The sequence below is a fragment of the Streptomyces sp. NPDC008313 genome, assembly GCF_042956125.1.
Taxonomy (GTDB): Bacteria; Actinomycetota; Actinomycetes; order Streptomycetales; family Streptomycetaceae; genus Streptomyces.
This window is the reverse complement of sequence record NZ_JBIBFR010000013.1, coordinates 149,092-169,688: the sequence shown is the minus strand read 5'-3', so window position 1 is coordinate 169,688 and position 20,597 is coordinate 149,092. Positions and strand designations below refer to the sequence as shown.

The following is a 20,597-nucleotide window of genomic DNA, read 5'->3' as shown; positions in this document are numbered from 1 at the left end:
GGCGTGCCGGAGGCCGCCGTGAACCGCCCCCGGCCGCGCCGGTGCGCGCCCCGGGTCCGCTCCGGTCCGAATCCGGGTCGCCTCCAGCCGGGAAAGTCCCGTCCGGCGTGGCACGCTGGACGTCCGGCCGGTCTTGATCGCCCGCGCGGCGGGACCGGAACGCACCCGGGCCTGACGGCCCGGACCGCCGCCACACGCCGAGACCGTCGGAGCGCTGATTGTGGATCAGTTGGCCCTGCTGTTCGTGCTGTTGCTCGGGGCCGTGATCAGTGTCCCCGTGGGGGACCGGTTCGGGCTTCCCGCCCCGGTGCTGATGACGCTGCTCGGGCTCGTCCTGGCTCTGCTCCCCGTCGTGCCCAACGTGGACATCCCGCCCGATCTGATCCTGCCCGCCCTGCTGCCGCCGCTGCTCTACGCCGCCGTACGCCGGACGTCCTGGCGGCAGTTCACGTCGAACAAGCGGCCGATCTTCCTTCTCGCCGTCGCCCTGGTGTTCGTCACCATGGCGGCGGTGGCCGCGGTCGCCTCCACGATCGTGCCCGGTCTGCCGCTCGCCGCGGCCTTCGCCCTCGGCGCCCTCATCGCGCCGCCCGACCCGGTCGCGGCCACGGCCGTCGCGGGCCGGCTCGGACTGCCGCGCCGGCTCGTGTCGATCCTCGAGGGCGAGGGGCTGTTCAACGACGTGACGGCGATCGTCATGTACCACGTGGCCATCGCCGCCGCCGTCAGCGGCACCTTCTCGGTGGGGCAGGCGGCGCTGGACCTGCTGCTGTCCGCCGTCGTCGCGATCGCGGTCGGCCTCGCGCTCGGCTGGGCGGCGAACAAGCTCATGGACATCCTGGGCGACCCGACCCTGCAGATCGGTCTGACCCTGCTCGTGCCCTACGCGGCGTACGTGCTGGCCGAGGAGGCGCACGGCTCCGGTGTGCTCGCCGTGCTCACCACCGCGCTGTTCCTCGCGGAGTACGCCGCCGACCCCGACGACGTCCTCACCAGGCTGGCCGGGCACACTTTCTGGGACATCGTCGACACCCTGGTCACCGGGGTCGCGTTCGGGCTGATCGGGCTGGAGCTGCACATCGCCGTCCAGACGGCCTCCGGGCGGTGGGGCGAGATGCTCGGGTGGGCCGGCGCGATCGTCGTGGTGGTGGTCCTCGTACGGCTGGCGTGGCTGCTGCCGGCGACCTGGCTCACCAAGAGACTGCACGCCAAGCGTGACCACGACGAGGACATCCCGACGAGCTGGCGGGAGACCGTCGTCATGTGGTGGTCGGGGATGCGCGGGGTGGCCTCGGTGGCCCTGGCGCTGGCGATCCCGCTGAAGATGGACGACGGGTCGCCGTTCCCGGACCGGGACGAGATCGTCTTCATCGCCTTCGGAGTGATCATGGCGACCCTGGTGCTGCAGGGGCTCACGCTGCCCTGGCTGGTCCAGAGGCTCGGCGTGCGGGCCGACACCGAGCGCGAGAAGGACTTCGAGAAGGACCTGGCGGTCCGCGCGGCCAAGGCGGCGAAGGCGCGGCTCAAGGAGATCGAGGCGTCCGAGGAGCTGTCCGAGGAACTCGCCGAGCAGCTGTTCAGAAGGGCCCTGGACATCGGTCTGCGGATCAGCCCCGACATGGCGGAGGACGAGCGGCAGGAGGCGCACGAGAAGCGGATGGTCCGGATCAAGCGGGTCCGGCGCATCCAGGGGGAGATGCTCTCCGCGGCCCGCCACGAGGTGATGGCCGCCCGCAGCGAGCCGGATGCCGACCCGGAGATCGTGGACCGGGTACTGCGCCACCTGGACGTGCGCAGCCTCAGGTGAACGCGGGGGCGGGGGCCGGCCCGTGTGCGGGATCGCACGGTCCGCGAGACGCCCCCGCGCGGACCGTACGCGGGAGAGGCGCCGCCCCCGGGTCCGCTCGGCACGGCGCGGCCGGCCGCGGACCCGGGGGCGTTCGCCCGTGGGCTCAGCCGCGTCCCGTGCGCGGCGTCTCGTGCGCGCGCACCCGTGCCGGGCGGGGCAGGGACGCTCCGTCCGCGCGGCCGTCCAGGCGGACGGCCGCGCGGTCGGGGGCCGGGACGGCGTCCGCCGTGTTGACGCGGGGAAGCGCGTACGGGTGCTTCTCGGTGAGCCACCGGATCATCCGTTCGCGGACCGTGACGCGCACCGTCCAGATGTCGTCGGCGTCCTTCGCGGTCACCAGGGCGCGGACCTGCATCGTGTTCGGCGTCGTGTCGGTCACGGCGATGCCCCAGTCGCGGCCGTCCCAGGCCGGGCACTCGCGCAGGATGTCGCGGAGCTTGTCGCGCATCTCGCTCACCGGCGCCGTGTGGTCGAGGTGGAAGTAGACGATGCCGGTCATCTGGGCGCTGCCGCGCGACCAGTTCTCGAACGGCTTCGACGTGAAGTAGGACACAGGCATCGTGATGCGCCGCTCGTCCCAGGTGCGCACCGTCAGGAACGTGAGGGTGATCTCGTCGATCGTGCCCCACTCGCCGTCCACCACGACCGTGTCACCGAGCCGCACCATGTCGCCGAAGGCGATCTGCAGCCCCGCGAAGAGGTTGCTCAGGGTGGACTGGGCGGCGACACCGGCGACGATGCCGAGGATGCCGGCCGAGGCCAGCAGTGAGGCCCCCGCCGCCCGCATCGCCGGGAAGGTGAGCAGCATCGCCGCGACCGCGACGACCCCGACGACCGCGGAGACCACCCGCTGGATCAGCGACACCTGCGTACGGACCCGGCGGACCCTGGCCGGATCCCGGTGGGCGGCCGCGTAGCGGGCGTACGAGGAGTCGACGATCGCGGCGGCGATCCGCACCGCCAGCCACGCGGCCGACCCGATGAGGACCAGGGTGAGCGTCCGGCCGATCGCGGCCCGGTGGTCGCGGAGGGCCTCGATCTGGTCGTACGACCCTCTGAGCAGCGCGGTGCACAGGACGACCTGGAAGGGGACGCCGCCGCGTCGCAGCAGCCCCCACAGCGGGGTCTCGTGGTGGCGTTCGTCGGCCCGTCGCAACAGCTGGTCGACGGCCCAGCCGACGACCAGCGTGAGTACGACCGAACCGCCGCCTACGATCAGCGGACGCAGTACGTTCTCCATGCCTTCGAACGTAACCGGCCCCGAAGCTCATGAACATGTGATCTGGGACCCGTCACGGGTACGCGCCGGGCCCGTACCGCCGCAAGCGGAGAGTTGGGCCGGGTACGGCACCATGGGGTCATGAACATCATGCTCTTTCACTCGGCCTACGGGCCGCGGCCGGCGGTGCGCGCGGCGGCGGACCGGCTGCGCGCGGCGGGACACGAGGTGTGGACCCCCGACCTCTTCGAGGGACGCATCTTCGAGACCGTGGAGGAGGGCATGGCCCGCAAGGACGAGATCGGCAAGGAGGAGCTGCTCAAGCGCGCCGTCCTGGCCGCCGCGCCCTACTCCGACCGCGGCCTGGTGTACGCGGGCTTCTCGCTGGGCGCCTCCCTCGCGCAGACCCTCGCGCTCGGCGACCACAAGGCCCGCGGACTGCTCCTGCTGCACGGCACCTCGGACATCGCCGAGAGCGCGTCGGCGGACGAACTTCCGGTGCAGCTGCACGTCGCCGAGCCGGACGCCTTCGAGACGGACGACTGGCTGAACGCCTGGTACCTGCAGATGCGCGGGGCCGGTGCGGAGGTGGAGATCTACCGCTACCCGGGCGCCGGGCACCTCTACACCGACCCGGACCTGCCCGACCACGACGCGGAGGCCGCCGAGGCCACCTGGCAGGTGGCTCTCGGCTTCCTCGACTCGCTCGGGACGGATCAGCCGGCGGCCCGGTAGGCGGCCCAGCTGTCCTGCATGCGCTGCACCTGACCCGACGTGAACTGGTACATGCACGCGTCGTACGTGTAGTCCATGAAGTTGTGGATCGGGTCGGCGCCCGCCTTGCGGGTGCAGGTGTCGCGGCCCTCGGGGCACTGGTAGGCGGCGCTCTTCTCGGCCGGGGTGTCGTCGACGTAGTCGCCGTTGCCGCTGCAGCCGCCCTGGAAGGTGTGGTACAGCCCCATCCAGTGGCCGACCTCGTGGGTGGCGGTGTCACCCTCGTCGTAGTTGGTGGCCGAGCCACCCGGCAGGGACGAGTTCAGGATGACGACGCCGTCCATCGACGGGCTGGAGCGGTAGGAGCTGGGGAAGGTGGCCCAGCCCAGGAGGCCGTCGCCGATGTTGGCGGCGTAGATGTTGAGCGCGTCGGCGCCGCCCTTGCGCAGGGCGGACTTCATCGCCTTCTCCTCGGCAGAGCCGGAGCCGACGGTGTACCAGGCCGCGTTGTCGGTGTAGTCGGTGCCGGCCAGCGTGAACTGGAAGCCCGAGTCGGTGTTGCCGGTGCCGCCGCCGGCGTAGGCCGCGTTCAGGACGTTCATCTGGGCGCCGATGTCGGCGGAGCTGAGGTTGCCGGCCGCGCCGTCGTGGATGACGTGGAAGTAGACCGGGATGGTCGTCGAGGCGGCGAGCGTCGCGCCGCGGCCGCTCGAACGCAGCTTGTCGAGCCGGGCGCGCAGGTCGGCGTCCATGGACTGGGCGCGGGTCTGGCTGAGTTCGTTCGGCTCGGCGATGTGCTCGCCGTGGCCGGGGCGGGCCTCACGGGCCGTGGCGTGGGTGTCGGCTCCGCAGTCGGCGGCCGTGGCCGTGGCGGCGGCGACGCCGGTGGGCGCGGACAGGGGAGTGAGCATCAGAGTTCCGGCCACGACGGCCGTGCCGAGAAGGCGTCTGCGCGTCAGGGAGGATATCCGGGCAAGCGCACGCATATGGGGCTCCTAGCGGATGCGGTGGGGAGAAGGGGCGCAGGGATCTTCCTGGCCGCCGCCGGGAGATTACGTGTACATGCCTGCATGGGGAGAGCGATGATCAGGCCCCGATCGGATGCGGGATGCACAGGGGCAATTGGGGCCAACGCGTTCCGCGTCATCCGCTCGTCGTCCGGAGTTTGAGATCTCGACGTAACGACTTCGGTTACCGGGCGGGTGGTGTGCCCGGATTCGGCTCATGATCCACACCACCCGCCGTAGCCCTCCGTGTTCTCCCTGTTGAGTCACGCACCGGCCGGACTTGGCTGAAAATCGCCGGAGCGGAGGCCGGGTGCGAAAGAAATCAGACAGGAACCGGCGGAGACCGGCCGGGGATCAGACGGGGTCGTAGGTCCGCTCGATCTTCTGGGTGCCGCTGCGCGTGCGGTACGAGCGGACCCAGGACGAGGTGGCGGCCGGGTCCGTACGGTCGGAGAGCACGTAGTAGTCCATCTGCGCGCGCTCGGCGGTGAGGTCCAGGACGCCGTAGCCGTGGCGGTCGGTGTCGACCCAGTGGACGTGCCGGTTGGCGGCGCGGATGAGCGGCGCGGCCACGGCCGAGACGGTGCCCTCGGGGACCTTGACGATGTCGTCGAGGTTGTCGGAGGTCATCGAGGTGACGACGAACTCCGTGGCCGCCGAGGCGGACAGCGGGTACGTACCGGCGTCCACCGGCACGTCGTTGGCCCATGCCATGTGGATGTCGCCGGTCAGGAAGACGGTGTTGCGGATGGAGCGGGACCGCAGATGGGCGAGGAGTTCGCGGCGGTCGTCGGTGTAGCCGTCCCACTGGTCGGTGTTGAGGGCGATGCCCTCCTGCGGGAGCCCGAGCAGCTTGGCCAGCGGCTTGAGAAGACTGGCGGGCAGCGAGCCGACGGAGAACGGGGAGACCATCACGGAGTTGCCGACCAGCCGCCAGGTGGTGTCGGAGGCCGCCAGTCCCGCCTTCAGCCAGTCGAGCTGGGCCCGGCCGGTGAGCGTGCGGTCCGGGTCGTCGACCGAGCCGCTGCCGGTGGACGCCTGCTGGGAGCGGAAGGACCGCAGGTCGAGCAGGGAGAGGTCGGCGAGCTTCCCGAAGCGCAGCCGGCGATAGGTGGTGCCCTCGATCGCCGGGCGGACCGGCATCCACTCGAAGTACGCCTGCTTCGCGGCCGCCTGACGCGCGGACCAGGTGCCCTCGGCACCCTCGGTGTGGTTCACCGCGCCGCCCGACCAGGCGTTGTCGGCGAACTCGTGGTCGTCCCAGATGGCGACGACGGGCGCCTTGTGGTGCAGGGCCTGGAGGTCGGGGTCCGTCTTGTAACGCCCGTGACGGGTGCGGTAGTCGGCGAGGGTGAGGATCTCGTGCGCCGGGGCGTGCGGCCGTACGACGGTGCCGCGCGCCGTGTACTCGCCGGACTTGTACTCGTAGATGTAGTCGCCCAGGTGCAGCCAGGCGTCCAGGTCGCCGCGCGCGGCCAGGTGCCGGTACGGGGCGAAGTAGCCGGCCTCCCAGTTGGCGCAGGAGACCACCCCGAAGCGCATCCCGGTGACGGCGGCGTCGGCGGCCGGGGCGGTGCGGGTGCGGGCCACGGGCGAGTCGGTGCCGCCGGCGGAGAAGCGGAAGAAGTAGTCGGTGGCGGGCTCCAGGCCGCGGATGTCCGCCTTCACGGTGTGGTCGGTGGCGGCGGAAGCGGTGGTGGTGCCCTTGGCGACGATCGTGGTGAACGCCTTGTCCGTGGCGACGGTCCAGCTCACCTCGGTGTCCCGGCCGCGTCCCGAACCGGGGGTCGCGTCGGGGTCGGGGGTCACCCGGGTCCACAGGAGGATGCCGTCGGGCAGCGGGTCGCCGGAGGCGACGCCGTGCAGGAAGGCGGGGGCCTCGGCGGCCCGGGCCGGGATCGCGGCGGCGAGCGGGGCGAGGACGGCGGTGGCGGCCGCGGCCTTGACGACCGTACGGCGGCGGGGGGCGCGGGAGTTGGAGGCGCCCTCGGTGTCGGAGTCTCTGAGTCGACTGGTCACGAGCGATCAGATTACTGATCAGTACACGCAGAGAGCGGGCGAACTCCGAAAGTTCGCCCGCTCTTCAGCGACTCAGAAGACCAGGCCTCGGGGGCGTGCCCCGGAGGTCAGGACTTCAGCGCCTTGCCGAGCGCCGCGGTGTAGTCGGCGACGCTCATGGGGGCGTTCTTGCCATCGCTGCCGGTGACGATCTTTCCGTCCATCATCAGGGTCGGGGTCCCTGGGAAGTTGTACTTCTTGGAGTCTGTGTCGAACTTTTCACTCATGACCAGAGCCCACTTGTCATAGGTGCCCGCCTTCACGGCCTTCTGGAACGGCTTGTTGTTCTTCAGCGCGTCCACCGTGTTCGCCACCTTGATCAGGTACGCGTCGCTCGCGAACTTGTCCTCGGTCTCGCCCGGATGATACTTCGCCGAGTACAGGGCGCTCTTGTAGTCGAGAAATGCTTGCGGGCTGACGTTCAGCGCGGCACCCATCGCGCTCAGGGCGTTCCTGGAGCCCTCTCCCGGGATGCCCGAGTCGATGAATGTGGCGCCGACGTACTGGATCTTGTACTTGCCGTCGTCGACATCCTTGTGCATGGTCGAGCCGACGGCTTGCTCGAGCTGGGCACAGATGGGGCAACGGGGGTCCTCGTACATCACGAGAGTTTTCTTCGCGCTGCTCTTGCCGATGACGACAGTCGTGCCGTTCTCACCGGTGGTGTTGGCAGGCTTGACGAGCTTCTCGTTCTTCACGGCATCCCAGCCGTCGGGCCTGTTGGCCTGCACGACCGCGTAGCCGATGCCGCCGGCTGCCGCGAGGACGGCGACGACCGAACCGGCCACGATCGCCTGGCGCTTCGCCTTGTCGCGCTTCGCCTGGCGCTCGCGCTCGACGCGCAGCCGCTCACGGGCCGCCGACTTCGCCGACTGGCTGTTCCGCTTGCTCATGCTGGTGTTCTCCATGGGGACGCGCGCACACCCGTGCGCGGGAATACGGGAATACGTGAAGGGAGAGGGATCGCCGGTGCTCAGGCCGTGACGGCCGGGCAGGGCGGTCCGCGCCTGCCCAGGGAGTGTGCGAGGAGGCGGGTGCGGGCCCTGCGGGTCCGCACGGCGGGGCGCGGGGCCCGGGCCGCCCGGACGCGCCGCACGCTCACCGCGGCGACCGCGACGAGCAGGGGACGGAAGGTGCTCGCGGCCACCGCCCGCAGCAACTGCTCCAGGGCCCGCTCACCGCGCCTCAGCCAGCCGGCCGCGAGCAGACCGACGGCGATGTGCGCGCCGAGCAGCAGCCAGGCGGCGGCCGGGTCGGTGTGCGCGAGGAGGGCGGCGGCACGGTCGGGGCCGGCGCCGGTGACCCGGGTCAGCGGGGTGCCGACCTCGCCGCCGCACAGCACGTCGAAGCCGACCGAGCGCAGGGGTCCCGCGACCGGGCCGCCCGCCGTGCCATAGCAGACGTGCTGGCCGGTGGTGAAGACCGTGTCGGCTGCCAGCTCCAGGGGGATCAGCAGGGCCGCGATCCGGGCGAAGCCGCGCTCGCGGCCCGCGAGGGCGTACGCGAGGACGAAGACGGCGCCCGCGATCGCGGCCACGGTGCTGAGGGGCAGGGGCATCCGGGACAGCAGGACGTGCGACGCGGTGGAGAGCGTCACGACGAGCGTCGTGAACACCGCCGCGCGCACGGCTCTGAGCTGGGTCCCGGATATGTCCATCGCGCTGGAGAGTGTCCCACGGGTCACCGTAAGGCCTCCCTAAAGGACGCCTATGAGTTACGGGAGCGTTGTGGAACGGCCCCTCCGTTCTCCTTGATCCGTCGCGACGCCTACAGCCCCGGGATCCGGCCGTTGCGGAACAGGTCCACGAAGATCTGGTGGTCCGTACGCGCGCGTGCCCCGTAGGCGTGGGCGAAGTCCACGAGGAGGCCCGCGAAGCCCTCCTCGTCGGCCGCGATCGCCGCGTCGATGGCCCGCTCCGTGGAGAACGGCACGAGCTCCGAGTGACCGCTCTCGTCGTCCGCCGCCGCGTGCATCGTGGCCGTGGCACGGCCGAGGTCGGCGACGACCGAGGCGATCTCCTCCGGGTCGTCGATGTCGCCCCAGTCGAGGTCCACCGCGTACGGCGAGACCTCGGCGACCAGCTGGCCGGCGCCGTCCAGCTCGGTCCAGCCCAGCCACGGGTCGGCGTGCGCCTGGAGCGCGCGCTGGGAGATCACCGTGCGGTGGCCCTCGTGCTGGAAGTACTCGCGGATCGAGGAGTCCGTGACGTGGTGGGAGACGGCCGGGGTCTGGGCCTGCTTGATGTAGATCACCACATCGTTCTCCAGGGCGTCGCTGTTGCCCTCCAGGAGAATGTTGTACGAGGGCAGGCCGGCCGAGCCGATGCCGATCCCGCGCCGCCCGACGACGTCCTTCACGCGGTAGGAGTCTGGGCGGGACAGGGACGACTCCGGCAGCGTCTCCAGATAGCCGTCGAAGGCCGCGAGGACCTTGTAGCGGGTGGCGGCGTCCAGCTCGATGGAGCCGCCGCCGGGCGCGAAGCGGCGCTCGAAGTCACGGATCTCGGTCATCGAGTCCAGCAGCCCGAAGCGGGTGAGCGAGCGGGCGTCGCGCAGCGCGTCCAGGAGCGGGCCCTGGGCGGTGTCCAGGGTGAACGGCGGCACCTCGTCGCTCTTGGCTCCGGTGGCGAGGGCGTGGACGCGCTCGCGGTAGGCGGCCGCGTAGATCCGGACCAGCTCGCTGATCTGGTCGTCACTGAGCGCCTTCGCGTACCCGATGAGGGCCACCGAGGCGGCGAACCGCTTGAGGTCCCAGGTGAACGGGCCCACGTAGGCCTCGTCGAAGTCGTTCACGTTGAAGATCAGGCGGCCCTGGGCGTCCATGTAGGTGCCGAAGTTCTCCGCGTGCAGGTCGCCGTGGATCCACACGCGCGCGGTGCGCTCGTCCAGGTACGGCCCGCCCCGCTTCGAGCCGAAGCCGATGTCGGCGGTCAGGTCGTGGTAGAAGAGGCCGGCCGTGCCCCGGTAGAACGCGAAGGCCGAGGCCGCCATCTTCCGGAACTTCACGCGGAACGCGGCCGGGTCGGCGGCCAGGAGCTCGCCGAAGGCGGTGTCGAAGACGGCGAGGATCTGCTCGCCGCGTTGCTCGGCGCTGAGCTGCGGGACCGACATCGCTGGGTGCCTCCTGGTGCAGGTGGTGTGCGAAAGGTGGTGCGAGACATGTGGTGCATGCCATGTGGTGCATGACATAGGGGACGGGCTTCGGGGCCCGGCCGTGCGGCCGCTCTCGGGTGGTTCCGGGCGCTTGCGTCGTTCCAACGGGTGACGCGCCGCCCGAGTGCCCGGCCGCCCCCGTACGAAGGTACGTGTGAGCGCCCCCGGAGTGTCAGTCGCCCGGCATAGACTTCCGAGCTGACCCCCGGACTGTCCGCAGCCCGTCGCCCGAGTTTCCCAGGAGGCCGCAGCCGTGTCGAAGCCGCCGTTCACGCACCTGCACGTCCACACCCAGTACTCGATGCTGGACGGTGCCGCGCGGCTCAAGGACATGTTCGACGCGTGCAACGAGATGGGCATGAGCCACATCGCCATGTCCGACCACGGCAACCTCCACGGGGCGTACGACTTCTTCCACTCCGCGAAGAAGGCGGGCGTGACGCCGATCATCGGCATCGAGGCGTACGTCGCCCCCGAGTCCCGGCGCAACAAGCGCAAGATCCGCTGGGGCCAGCCGCACCAGAAGCGCGACGACGTGTCCGGTTCGGGTGGTTACACGCACAAGACGATCTGGGCGGCGAACAGCACCGGACTGCACAACCTCTTCCGGCTCTCCTCCGACGCGTACGCCGAGGGCTGGCTGCAGAAGTGGCCCCGGATGGACAAGGAGACCATCTCCCAGTGGTCGGAGGGGCTCATCGCCTCCACCGGCTGCCCCTCGGGAGAGGTGCAGACCCGTCTGCGCCTCGGCCAGGACGAGGAGGCCCTGAAGGCGGCGGCCGACTACCAGGAGATCTTCGGCAAGGACCGGTACTTCCTGGAGCTGATGGACCACGGCATCGACATCGAGCGCCGGGTCCGCGACGGGCTGCTGGAGATCGGCCGGAAGCTCGGCATCCCGCCCCTGGTGACGAACGACTCGCACTACACGTACGCGCACGAGGCCGGCGCGCACGACGCGCTGCTGTGCATCCAGACGGGCAAGAACCTCTCCGACCCGGACCGCTTCCGCTTCGACGGCACCGGCTACTACCTGAAGTCGACCGACGAGATGTACGCCATCGACTCGTCGGACGCCTGGCAGCAGGGCTGCGCCAACACCCTGCTGGTCGCCGAGCAGGTCGACACCGCAGGCATGTTCGAGGCGAAGAACCTCATGCCGAAGTTCGACATCCCCGACGGCTACACCGAGGTCACCTGGTTCCAGGAGGAGGTCCGCCGGGGCATGGAGCGCCGCTTCCCCGGCGGCATCCCCGAGGACCGCCAGAAGCAGGTCGAGTACGAGATGGACGTCATCATCCAGATGGGGTTCCCGGGGTACTTCCTCGTCGTCGCCGACTTCATCATGTGGGCCAAGTCCCAGGGCATCGCGGTCGGCCCCGGCCGTGGTTCGGCGGCCGGCTCGATCGTCGCCTACGCCATGGGCATCACCGACCTCGACCCGATCCCGCACGGCCTGATCTTCGAGCGGTTCCTCAACCCCGAGCGCGTCTCCATGCCCGACGTCGACATCGACTTCGACGAGCGCAGGCGCGTCGAGGTGATCAGGTACGTGACCGAGAAGTACGGCGCCGACAAGGTCGCCATGATCGGCACGTACGGAAAGATCAAGGCGAAGAACGCCATCAAGGACTCCGCGCGCGTGCTGGGCTACCCGTACGCGATGGGGGACCGGCTCACCAAGGCCATGCCCGCCGACGTCCTCGGCAAGGGCATCGACCTCAGCGGCATCACCGACTCCTCGCACCCGCGCTACAGCGAGGCGGGCGAGATCCGCGCGATGTACGAGAACGAGCCGGACGTCAAGAAGGTCATCGACACCGCCAAGGGAGTCGAGGGCCTGGTCCGGCAGATGGGCGTGCACGCCGCCGGCGTCATCATGTCAAGCGAGCCCATCGTCGACCACGCGCCCGTCTGGGTCCGGCACACGGACGGGGTGACCATCACGCAGTGGGACTACCCCCAGTGTGAGTCGCTCGGCCTGCTGAAGATGGACTTCCTCGGCCTGCGCAACCTGACGATCATGGACGACGCCGTCAAGATGGTGAAGTCCAACAAGGGCGTCGAACTCGACCTGCTGGCCCTGCCGCTCGACGACCCGAAGACCTTCGAACTGCTCCAGCGAGGCGACACCCTCGGCGTCTTCCAGTTCGACGGCGGCCCCATGCGCTCGCTGCTGCGGCTGATGAAGCCCGACAACTTCGAGGACATCTCCGCCGTCTCGGCGCTCTACCGTCCCGGCCCGATGGGCATGGACTCGCACACCAACTACGCGCTCCGCAAGAACGGCCTGCAGGAGATCACGCCGATCCACAAGGAGCTGGAGGAGCCGCTCCAGGAGGTCCTGGCCGTCACCTACGGCCTGATCGTCTACCAGGAGCAGGTGCAGAAGGCCGCCCAGATCATCGCCGGGTACTCCCTCGGCGAGGCCGACATCCTGCGCCGCGTCATGGGCAAGAAGAAGCCCGACGAGCTGGCGAAGAACTTCACCATCTTCCAGGCCGGCGCCAAGAAGAACGGCTACAGCGACGAGGCGATCCAGGCCCTGTGGGACGTCCTGGTCCCGTTCGCCGGATACGCCTTCAACAAGGCGCACTCGGCGGCGTACGGCCTGGTCTCCTACTGGACCGCCTATCTGAAGGCGAACTACCCGGCCGAGTACATGGCCGGACTGCTCACCTCGGTCAAGGACGACAAGGACAAGTCGGCCGTCTATCTGAACGAGTGCCGGCGCATGGGCATCAAGGTGCTGCCGCCGGACGTCAACGAGTCGATGTCCAACTTCGCCGCGCAGGGCGACGACGTGATCCTCTTCGGCCTCTCCGCCGTCCGCAACGTCGGGACGAACGTGGTCGAGTCGATCATCCGCAGCCGCAAGGCCAAGGGGAAGTACGCCTCCTTCCCCGACTACCTCGACAAGGTCGAGGCGGTCGCCTGCAACAAGCGCACCACGGAGTCGCTGATCAAGGCGGGCGCCTTCGACACCATGGGCCACACCCGCAAGGGCCTCACCGCCCAGTTCGAGCCGATGATCGACAACGTGGTGGCCGTCAAGCGCAAGGAGGCCGAGGGGCAGTTCGACCTCTTCGGCGGCATGGGCGAGGAGGAGAGCACCGAACCCGGCTTCGGACTCGACGTCGAGTTCACCACCGACGAGTGGGACAAGGCGTATCTGCTCGCCCAGGAGCGGGAGATGCTCGGTCTGTACGTCTCCGACCACCCGCTCTTCGGACTGGAGCACGTCCTGTCCGACAAGGCGGACGCGGGCATCTCCCAGCTCACCGGCGGCGAGCACGGGGACGGCGCGGTCGTCACCATCGGCGGCATCATCTCCGGCCTCCAGCGCAAGATGACCAAGCAGGGCAACGCCTGGGCCATCGCCACGGTCGAGGACCTCGCCGGCTCGCTGGAGTGCATGTTCTTCCCGGCGACGTACCAGCTGGTCTCGACGCAACTCGTCGAGGACGCCGTGGTGTTCGTCAAGGGCCGGCTCGACAAGCGCGAGGACGTCCCCCGGCTCGTCGCGATGGAGCTGCAGGTCCCCGACCTGTCGAACGCGGGCACCAACGCGCCCGTGATCCTCACCATCCCGGCGGTCAGGGTCACCCCGCCCATGGTGGGCAGGCTGGGCGAGATCCTCAGCAACCACAAGGGCGACAGCGAGGTCCGCATCAAGCTCCAGGGCCCGCGCAAGACCACCGTGCTGCGGCTCGACCGGCACCGGGTGAAGCCGGACCCGGCGCTCTTCGGCGACCTGAAGGTCCTCCTCGGACCGTCCTGCCTGGCCGGCTGACCGGCACCCCCCGGCGCACGCGCAGGGCGCACCCGCACACCGGGTGCGCCCTGCGCGCTCTGTGCGTGCCCGGACCGCGACGGTCCGCGCACCGGGCGTCAGTTGTGGCCGAAGCGCTTCTGGTGCTTACGGGCAACATCCGCGGGGCTTCCCTGCGCGTGCGACATCGACGACTGCTGCGCCTCGGTCGCGTGCTGCTGGGCCCGCTCCTGAGCCTGCTCGGCCTGCGAGGAGCGCTGCTGATCGCCGCCCTGCTTGCGGTTCTTGTTCTTGGCCATGGTTCTGCCTCCTGCGGGGGATATAGGGGCCAGGGCCGGGACCAGACTCACACAGGCCGACAAGGGCCGCATTTCGGGCAATTACCGTGTGTGACAAGGCCGGTCGGAGAGTGATCGGCCGATGCGCCACGCCGAAGATCGAGTTCGGGCCGTTAACCTCCGCGAGGTCGGGCAGACTCGAAGCGAGCCCGAAGCAAACCTCCCGGAAACCGGAAAGAGGGTGGACCGCATGGACCGCTGCATCGTCCTGGTGGACGCCGGGTATCTGCTGGGGGCTGCCGCCAGTCTCCTCGCCGGAGAACCTTCGCGTTCCCGGATCACGGTCGATCACGCCGCCCTCATCCAGGGTCTGCGCGAACGCGCCGAGTCCGACACCGAACGGCCTTTGCTGCGCATCTACTGGTTCGACGGCGCCCCCGACCGCGTACCGCAGCCCGAGCACCGCAGGCTGCGCGTGATGCCCCGGGTGACCGTGCGGCTCGGCGCGCTGACCCGCAGTGACGGGCGGTGGGCGCAGAAGGGCGTCGACGCCGCCATGCACGCCGAACTGACCGAACTGGCCCGCAACCGCGCCTGCTCCGACATCGTCCTGGTGACAGGCGACGGCGATCTGCTGCCCGGCATGATGGCCGCCAAGGAACACGGCGTCGCCGTCCATCTGTGGGCCGTTCAGGCCGCCGACGGCGACTACAACCAGTCCGAGGACCTGGTCGCCGAGGCCGACGAGCGCCGGGTCCTGGACCGCGTCTGGATCACCAAGGCCGTCCGCGCCAAGGACTTCGGCGGTGTCTGCGCCCCGCAGCCGGTGCCCCGCCCGGAGATCGCCGCCATCCTCTCCGCCCCGCTGCCCGAATCGGCGCTCGCCGCCGCGGCCGAGCGGCCCGCGCGGGAGGCCGAGCACCGGGCCGCCGACGCCCACCACGGCGCCCAGGACCGGCCGGCCGCGGCCAAGGGCGTGCCCACCCCCAAGGACCTGGCCGCCCTGCGCGCGCCCGGCGCCGCCCAGCCCGCCCAGCACCCGGCGAGCGCCACCCTGCGCTGGTCCTCGGACAAGGGCTGGGTCGAGCGGCCGGGAGGCCCCGCGGAGTCCCCCGAGTCGGCCTCGCTGCCCACCCTCGCCCAGCTCACCTCGGCCGAACAGCGGTGGGCGGACCGCGAGGAGGACATCACCACCGTCGGCGGCGACCCCTACGAGGTCGGGCAGGTGTTCGCGCGTCGCTGGATCGCGCGGCTCACCGACCCGTCGCACGTGCAGAAACTCTCCGTGATGTACCCGCGCGTGCCGCACCGCGTCGACGGCGAACTGCTGCGCTACGCCGCCCGGTTCGGACTGCTCGCGCACAAGGACGACCAGATCGACGAGCACGACCGGTACGCGATCCGGGCCGGTTTCTGGCGCGAGATCGACGTCCGTACGTCGGCGGAGCACGCGCCCGCCGGGGAGTGAGCCGCCGCCCCGGGCGCATACCAGGGCGTACGACCCCGTAGTCTCGTACATCGTGAGTACGCGCAACGCACCGACAGTCCGTGACGGACACCGTGTGGACGCGGTGTGCTCGGTGCGCGGTCTGGTCAAGACCTATCCGGCGGGCCGCGGACGCCGCGGAACCCCCGCCACCCCCGAGGTCCGGGCCACCGACGACGTGTCCCTGGACGTCCGCCGCGGCGAGATCTTCGGACTCCTCGGCCCGAACGGCGCGGGCAAGTCCACCCTGGTCCGCCAGATGACGGGGCTCATGCGGCCCGACGGCGGCAGCGTGGAGATCCTCGGGCACGACATCGTGCGCCACCCCGAGCGGGCCGCCCGGATCCTCGCCTACCTCGGCCAGGAGTCCACGGCCCTCGACGAGCTGACCGTGTCGCTCGCCGCCGAGACGACCGGACGCCTGCGCGGCCTCGAACTGCGCCGGGCCCGTGCGGAGCGGGACGCCGTCCTCGACGAACTCGGGCTCACCCCGCTCGCCTCCCGCCCCCTGAAGAAGCTCTCCGGCGGCCAGCGCAGACTCGCCTGCTTCGCCGCGGCGCTGGTGGGCGAGCGCCCGCTGCTCGTCCTCGACGAGCCGACCACCGGCATGGACCCCGTCGCCCGCCGCGCCGTCTGGGCCGCCGTCGACCGGCGCCGGGCCGAGCACGGCACGACCGTCCTGCTGGTCACCCACAACGTCATCGAGGCGGAGACCGTCCTCGACCGGGTCGCCGTCCTCGACCGGGGCCGGGTCATCGCCTGCGACACCCCCACCGGGCTCAAGGAGCGCGTCGCGGGCGAGGTCCGCGTCGACCTGGTCTGGCGGGATCGGGCCCCGCTCGCCGTCCCCGAGGTCGCCGCGCTGCGCGCCCGCGCCCTGGAGTCGGGCCGCCGCTGGACGCTGCGGCTCGCCCCCGAGGAGGCCCGCGCCGTGGTCGCCACCGTCACCGGAGGGGCCGCCTTCGCCGCCCTGGACGACTTCACGCTGGCCACGCCGAGCCTGGAGGACGTCTATCTGGCGCTCGGCGGCGACACCCGGGGACTGGTCAAGGCATGAACCTGAGGGCGGCGGCAGCCGTACGGTCCGGCGTGACCCCCGCAGCGACAAGGAGTTCGACGTGAGTGTCGTACCCGCCGGGATCGTGCGGGCCGGAGCGCCGCCCGTGGACGGCGACCGCGCGGACGGCGTGCCGCCCGGGCCGCTCGGGCCGCGCGCCCGGCTGTGGCCCTCGCTCGCCGCCGTGTACCGCGCGCAGCTCTCCCGGGCCCGGGTCGCCCGGATCCCTCTGCTGTTCGTCGCCACCTTCCAGTCCGTCGGGATCATGGTCCTGATGCGCGGGGTCGTGGACGGCGGAGGCGAGGCGCGGGCCGTGGTGGCCGGGTCGTCCGTCCTCGTCGTCGCCTTCGTGGCGCTGAACCTGCTCGCCCAGTACTTCGGGCAGCTGCGCGCCGACGGCGGGCTCGACCACTACGCGACGCTGCCCGTGCCGCCCGCCGCCGTGGTGCTCGGCACGGCGGGCGCCTACGCCTCCTTCACCGTGCCCGGCACGGTCGTCACCGCCGGCTTCGGCTGTCTGCTCTTCGGGCTGCCGATGGCCCACCTGTGGGTGCTGGCCGCGGTGATCCCGCTGGCGGGCGCCGCCCTCGCGGGGCTCGGCGCCGCGTGCGGGCTGCTCGCGCCGCGCCCCGAACTCGCCACCCTGCTCGGCCAGCTCGGCATGTCGGCGGCGCTGCTGCTGGGCGTGCTGCCGGCCGGACGGCTGCCCACGGCCGTCCAGTACGCCCGGGACCTGCTGCCCTCGACGTACGGCGTCGAGGCGCTGGCCCGCGCCTTCGGGCCGCGTCCCGACTGGGCCCTCGTCCTCGGTGACCTCGCCGTCTGCGCGGGCGTCGGCGTCGCCTCGCTGGCCCTGGCGACCTGGGCGTACCGCCGGGCAGCCGTCCGGTGACGCGGCCGCGGGGGACGCCTGGCACGATGGCGGTGTGACCGCACCGCTGACTCCTCCTCCGCCGCCGCACCATCAGCCCCCGTACGGCTCCTGGCAGACGCCCGGGGGCGCGACGGCGGGCTCCGCGTACGAACAGGACGGGCCCGGCATGAAGACCGAACTGCGTCAGGCCGCCGTGATCACGGTGGCGGTGGCGCTCGGCGGCGTACTGCTCGGAGTGCTGTGGTCGTGGCTCGCGCCGCACGTGCCGCTGATCGCGGACGGGGAGGCGGTCTATCTGAAGGACACCGAGGGCGAGCAGGCCATCGGCGTCGACGGAACGTTCACGCTGCTCGCGCTCGCCTTCGGTGCCCTCAGCGCGCTGGTCGTCTTCCTGGTGCACCGGCGCGGCGGTGTCCCGCTCGTGGTGGCGCTCACCGTGGGCGGCGTGCTCGCCTCGCTGATCGCCTGGCGGGTCGGCATCTGGCTCGGGCCGGCCCAGGACGTGGTCGCCCACGCCAGGGCGGTCGGCAAGGGCGTCACCTTCTCGGCGCCGCTGGAGCTGAACGCGAAGGGCGCGCTGCTGGCCTGGTCCGTGGCGGCCCTGCTGGTCCACCTCGGCCTCACCGCCCTGTTCGGCCCCCGGGACCCCTACGAGACCCCGTACGCCGCGCCCCCGGCCCCGCCCGGACCTCCGCCGGCCTAGGACCCGCCTGGGCCCGCCTGGGAGCCCCCGGGGCCCTGCCGCCTCAGGGGCCGGCCGACCGGGGCCAGTACGGCGCCGGTCAGGGCCGCCAGGTCGGCGGGCGACAGCTCGACCTCGAGGCCGCGGCGGCCCGCCGAGACGCAGACCGTCGTGTGCGCGCTCGCCGAGGAGTCCAGGACCGTGCGCAGCCGCTTGCGCTGCCCGAGCGGGGAGATGCCGCCGCGCACGTAGCCCGTGGTGCGCTCGGCCAGCGCAGGGTCGGCCATCGCCGCGCGCTTGCCGCCGGCCGCGGCCGCCAGGGCCTTCAGGTCGAGCGAGCCCGCGACCGGGACGACGGCGACCACCAGCGTGCCGTCGACGTCGGCGACCAGGGTCTTGAACACCCGCTCCGGGGACACCCCCATCGCCTCCGCGGCCTCCTCGCCGTACGAGGGGTGCGCGGGGTCGTGCTCGTAGGCGTGGACCGTGTACGCGACACCGGCGGCCGTCAGGGCCACCGTCGCCGGGGTCCCGCCCGGCTGCTGCTTCTTCGCCTTCTTCGCCATCGCCTTCTCGTCCGTCGGTCAGTTGAGGCTGGTCGGGCCGCGCGTCAGCTCCGAGGCCGGCAGCGACGGCAGGTTGCGGATGATCGCGGTCTCGGAGCGCAGCAGCCCCAGCTCCTCGCGCAGCCGGGACGCCGTGTCCGGAGCCTGCAGCAGCCGCTGCTTCGCGGGGATGTCGAGCATCACGGCCGCCGCGACGAGATACGAGACGACGGCCGGCTCGTCCGGCAGCTCGGCGCCCGTCGACAGCGACCGCTCACGGGCGCCGGCGAGCCGCTTCTGGTACTGCCTGAAGGCCCGCAGGACGCCCTCCGCGAGTGCCCCGGCCTCCTGGCCCGGCTCCTCCTCCAGCTCCTCCAGTTCGGCGGTGAGGAACGCGCCGGAGGCGTCGACGGAGAGCAGCCTGGCCCGGGTCGTGCCGGTCGCGATGACCTCGAAGCTGCCGTCGGCGCGCTCCCTGATGGTCGCCGCGTCCGCGACGCAGCCCACCTCGTGGAACGCGGCGAGCGGGTCGTCGCCGAAACCGGCCGCGGGTCCGCGCTCGGGCACGGCGGTCTGGTCCGGCATGCCGGGCGCGCTGTGCGCGACCTCGTGGCCGTCGCGGATGGCGACGACGGCGAACCGGCGCGGTTCGTCCTCGGGGGTCTTCAGCAGCTCGCGCATCATGGCGCGATAGCGCTCCTCGAAGACGTTCAGCGGGAGCACGAGCCCCGGGAACAGCACCGAGTTCAGTGGGAAGAGCGGGAGCCGGACGGTGGTCACGACGGCAAAGCCTAATGGTCGCCGGGGCGGGCGTGTCCGGCGCGCTCACGGGACGGACGCCCGGCGGTGTCCCGCGGGGGCCGCAGCGGCAGGCCCGCGGCCACTTCGAGGCGTACGCCGTCGCGCAGTTCGAGGAACTGGCCGAGCGGATCGTCCGAGACCCGGTCCCAGGGGAACGCCGTGGCGTACGGGCCGATCAGGCGCAGCTGCTCCAGGGCGTCGTTCCAGCGGTCCAGCCGGATCAGGACGTACGCGAGGAGGTTGCGGACCTCGGCGGGCCACGGGTCCGCGGCCGGATAGGCGGCGGAGACGGTGATGGCGAGGTCGGCGGCGGCGTGCAGCCGGGCCCCGGTGCCCCGGCCGGTGCCGAGCCCGGGCGGCGGCGAGCCGCCCTCGGTCAGGCAGGCGAAGGCCGCGCGCACCGGCAGCGCCTGCACCAGCGAGCCGGGCAGCGCGTCCTCGGCGGCCCGCTCGGCGAAGTCGAAGCACTCGGTGTGCGAGCCGTACCAGGCGGCCGACAGGTACTGGAGGGCGGCGACATGGCAGCCGTAGTGGTGCGGGGAGCGGCGCACCGCCTGGGCCCACAGCAGCTCGAACTCGGTGTGCCCGGCGTTGGTGCCGCGCGCGTGGTCGAGCGCGATCCGCCAGGGCACCGGGTCGTGCGGGTCGCCCTCGGCCGCCGCGCCGATCAACGGGGCGACCTGGCGCAGCAGTTCGACGCGGGCGGGTGACTCCCAGCCGCGGCGCACCGCCAGTTCGGCCTTGATCAGCAGGGCGTCCGGGTCGTGCGGGGAGGCGTCCCGCCAAGCCTCCAGCCATCCGGTCCGGGTACGGGCGAAGGCGGCGAGGCGCGTGGTGTACCAGTCGCGGTTCTCCCACTCGGCCGACTCCCGGGTGGCGGCGAGGAGTTTGGCGGCGGGGGCGTACTCGCCGCGGCCCGCGGCGACGAGCACCGGGCCGAGGCGGGTGTCCGGGGCGTCGAGCAGCACCTCGTCGTCGGCGGGCAGGCCGGCGGCGAGGTGCGGGGTGTGCCGGGCCATCCGGGCGGTCCGGATCAGCGCGCGTAGCAATGCCATGGTGAGGTCATTGAAAACCGCCGGTCGGGGCGGGGCCAGGGGGGGCG

The 20,597-nt window shown here is 71.7% G+C and carries 17 protein-coding genes; 7 read left to right on the top strand and 10 right to left on the bottom strand.

Annotated features, from left to right (window positions below):
* Positions 1-220: 220 nt before the first annotated feature.
* Positions 221-1,807 carry a Na+/H+ antiporter gene (locus ACFY93_RS19375; RefSeq protein ID WP_391360292.1) on the top strand — a complete coding sequence of 529 codons (1,587 nt, stop codon included), beginning with the start codon at positions 221-223 and terminating at the stop codon, positions 1,805-1,807.
* 145 nt (positions 1,808-1,952) lie between these two features.
* On the opposite strand, the gene ACFY93_RS19370 is transcribed toward ACFY93_RS19375, so the two are convergent.
* A complete protein-coding gene (locus tag ACFY93_RS19370; protein ID WP_391360289.1) occupies positions 1,953-3,089 on the bottom strand; it encodes a mechanosensitive ion channel domain-containing protein in 1,137 nt (378 codons plus the stop codon).
* Positions 3,090-3,209: 120 nt separating this feature from the next.
* On the opposite strand from ACFY93_RS19370, the gene ACFY93_RS19365 reads away from it, so the two are divergent.
* Positions 3,210-3,803, top strand: a complete 594-nt coding sequence (locus ACFY93_RS19365) for a dienelactone hydrolase family protein (RefSeq protein ID WP_391360286.1) — start codon at positions 3,210-3,212, stop codon at positions 3,801-3,803.
* Here the strand turns inward: ACFY93_RS19365 and ACFY93_RS19360 are convergent.
* The 5 genes from ACFY93_RS19360 to ACFY93_RS19340 all read right to left on the bottom strand — a co-directional run bounded on the left by ACFY93_RS19360 (position 3,785) and on the right by ACFY93_RS19340 (position 9,958).
* A complete protein-coding gene (locus tag ACFY93_RS19360; protein WP_391360283.1) occupies positions 3,785-4,768 on the bottom strand; it encodes a M43 family zinc metalloprotease in 984 nt (327 codons plus the stop codon). The two genes, ACFY93_RS19365 and ACFY93_RS19360, sit on opposite strands and share 19 nt — an antisense overlap.
* A 375-nt stretch (positions 4,769-5,143) precedes the next feature.
* Complete coding sequence (locus tag ACFY93_RS19355) at positions 5,144-6,808, bottom strand: alkaline phosphatase D family protein (protein ID WP_391360281.1); 1,665 nt, start codon at positions 6,806-6,808, stop codon at positions 5,144-5,146.
* Between the two features lie 107 nt (positions 6,809-6,915).
* A complete protein-coding gene (locus tag ACFY93_RS19350; RefSeq protein ID WP_391360279.1) occupies positions 6,916-7,740 on the bottom strand; it encodes a thioredoxin domain-containing protein in 825 nt (274 codons plus the stop codon).
* 80 nt (positions 7,741-7,820) lie between these two features.
* Positions 7,821-8,504 carry a hypothetical protein gene (locus ACFY93_RS19345; RefSeq protein WP_391360505.1) on the bottom strand — a complete coding sequence of 228 codons (684 nt, stop codon included), beginning with the start codon at positions 8,502-8,504 and terminating at the stop codon, positions 7,821-7,823.
* A gap of 110 nt (positions 8,505-8,614) precedes the next feature.
* On the bottom strand, positions 8,615-9,958 hold the full coding sequence (locus tag ACFY93_RS19340) for a DUF2252 family protein (protein ID WP_391360276.1): 1,344 nt from the start codon (positions 9,956-9,958) through the stop codon (positions 8,615-8,617).
* 295 nt (positions 9,959-10,253) lie between these two features.
* Between ACFY93_RS19340 and dnaE the strand changes: the two genes are divergently transcribed.
* A complete protein-coding gene (dnaE, locus tag ACFY93_RS19335; RefSeq protein WP_391360274.1) occupies positions 10,254-13,793 on the top strand; it encodes a DNA polymerase III subunit alpha in 3,540 nt (1,179 codons plus the stop codon).
* Positions 13,794-13,891: 98 nt separating this feature from the next.
* Here the strand turns inward: dnaE and ACFY93_RS19330 are convergent, their stop codons facing one another.
* Positions 13,892-14,071, bottom strand: coding sequence for a hypothetical protein (locus tag ACFY93_RS19330; protein ID WP_391360272.1), 180 nt, complete (start codon positions 14,069-14,071; stop codon positions 13,892-13,894).
* A 229-nt stretch (positions 14,072-14,300) separates the two neighbouring features.
* On the opposite strand from ACFY93_RS19330, the gene ACFY93_RS19325 reads away from it, so the two are divergent.
* The 4 genes from ACFY93_RS19325 to ACFY93_RS19310 all read left to right on the top strand — a co-directional run bounded on the left by ACFY93_RS19325 (position 14,301) and on the right by ACFY93_RS19310 (position 18,170).
* On the top strand, positions 14,301-15,518 hold the full coding sequence (locus ACFY93_RS19325; RefSeq protein ID WP_391360269.1) for an NYN domain-containing protein: 1,218 nt from the start codon (positions 14,301-14,303) through the stop codon (positions 15,516-15,518).
* Between the two features lie 103 nt (positions 15,519-15,621).
* Positions 15,622-16,593, top strand: a complete 972-nt coding sequence (locus tag ACFY93_RS19320; RefSeq protein ID WP_391360502.1) for an ATP-binding cassette domain-containing protein — start codon at positions 15,622-15,624, stop codon at positions 16,591-16,593.
* Positions 16,594-16,654: 61 nt separating this feature from the next.
* Positions 16,655-17,485 (top strand): ABC transporter permease, encoded by an 831-nt coding sequence (locus ACFY93_RS19315; protein ID WP_391360267.1) that lies wholly within the window; start codon positions 16,655-16,657, stop codon positions 17,483-17,485.
* Positions 17,486-17,519: 34 nt separating this feature from the next.
* Positions 17,520-18,170, top strand: coding sequence for an AAA family ATPase (locus ACFY93_RS19310; protein WP_391360265.1), 651 nt, complete (start codon positions 17,520-17,522; stop codon positions 18,168-18,170).
* Here ACFY93_RS19310 and ybaK read toward each other — a convergent pair.
* Genes ybaK through ACFY93_RS19295 form a run of 3 tightly spaced genes read right to left on the bottom strand, consistent with a single transcriptional unit; the run spans position 18,167 to position 20,550 of the window.
* On the bottom strand, positions 18,167-18,715 hold the full coding sequence (gene ybaK, locus ACFY93_RS19305) for a Cys-tRNA(Pro) deacylase (protein ID WP_391360264.1): 549 nt from the start codon (positions 18,713-18,715) through the stop codon (positions 18,167-18,169). The genes ACFY93_RS19310 and ybaK overlap by 4 nt on opposite strands.
* Before the next feature lie 18 nt (positions 18,716-18,733).
* Positions 18,734-19,474, bottom strand: coding sequence for an LON peptidase substrate-binding domain-containing protein (locus ACFY93_RS19300; protein WP_391360261.1), 741 nt, complete (start codon positions 19,472-19,474; stop codon positions 18,734-18,736).
* Between the two features lie 11 nt (positions 19,475-19,485).
* On the bottom strand, positions 19,486-20,550 hold the full coding sequence (locus ACFY93_RS19295; RefSeq protein WP_391360259.1) for a hypothetical protein: 1,065 nt from the start codon (positions 20,548-20,550) through the stop codon (positions 19,486-19,488).
* Positions 20,551-20,597: the final 47 nt, after the last annotated feature.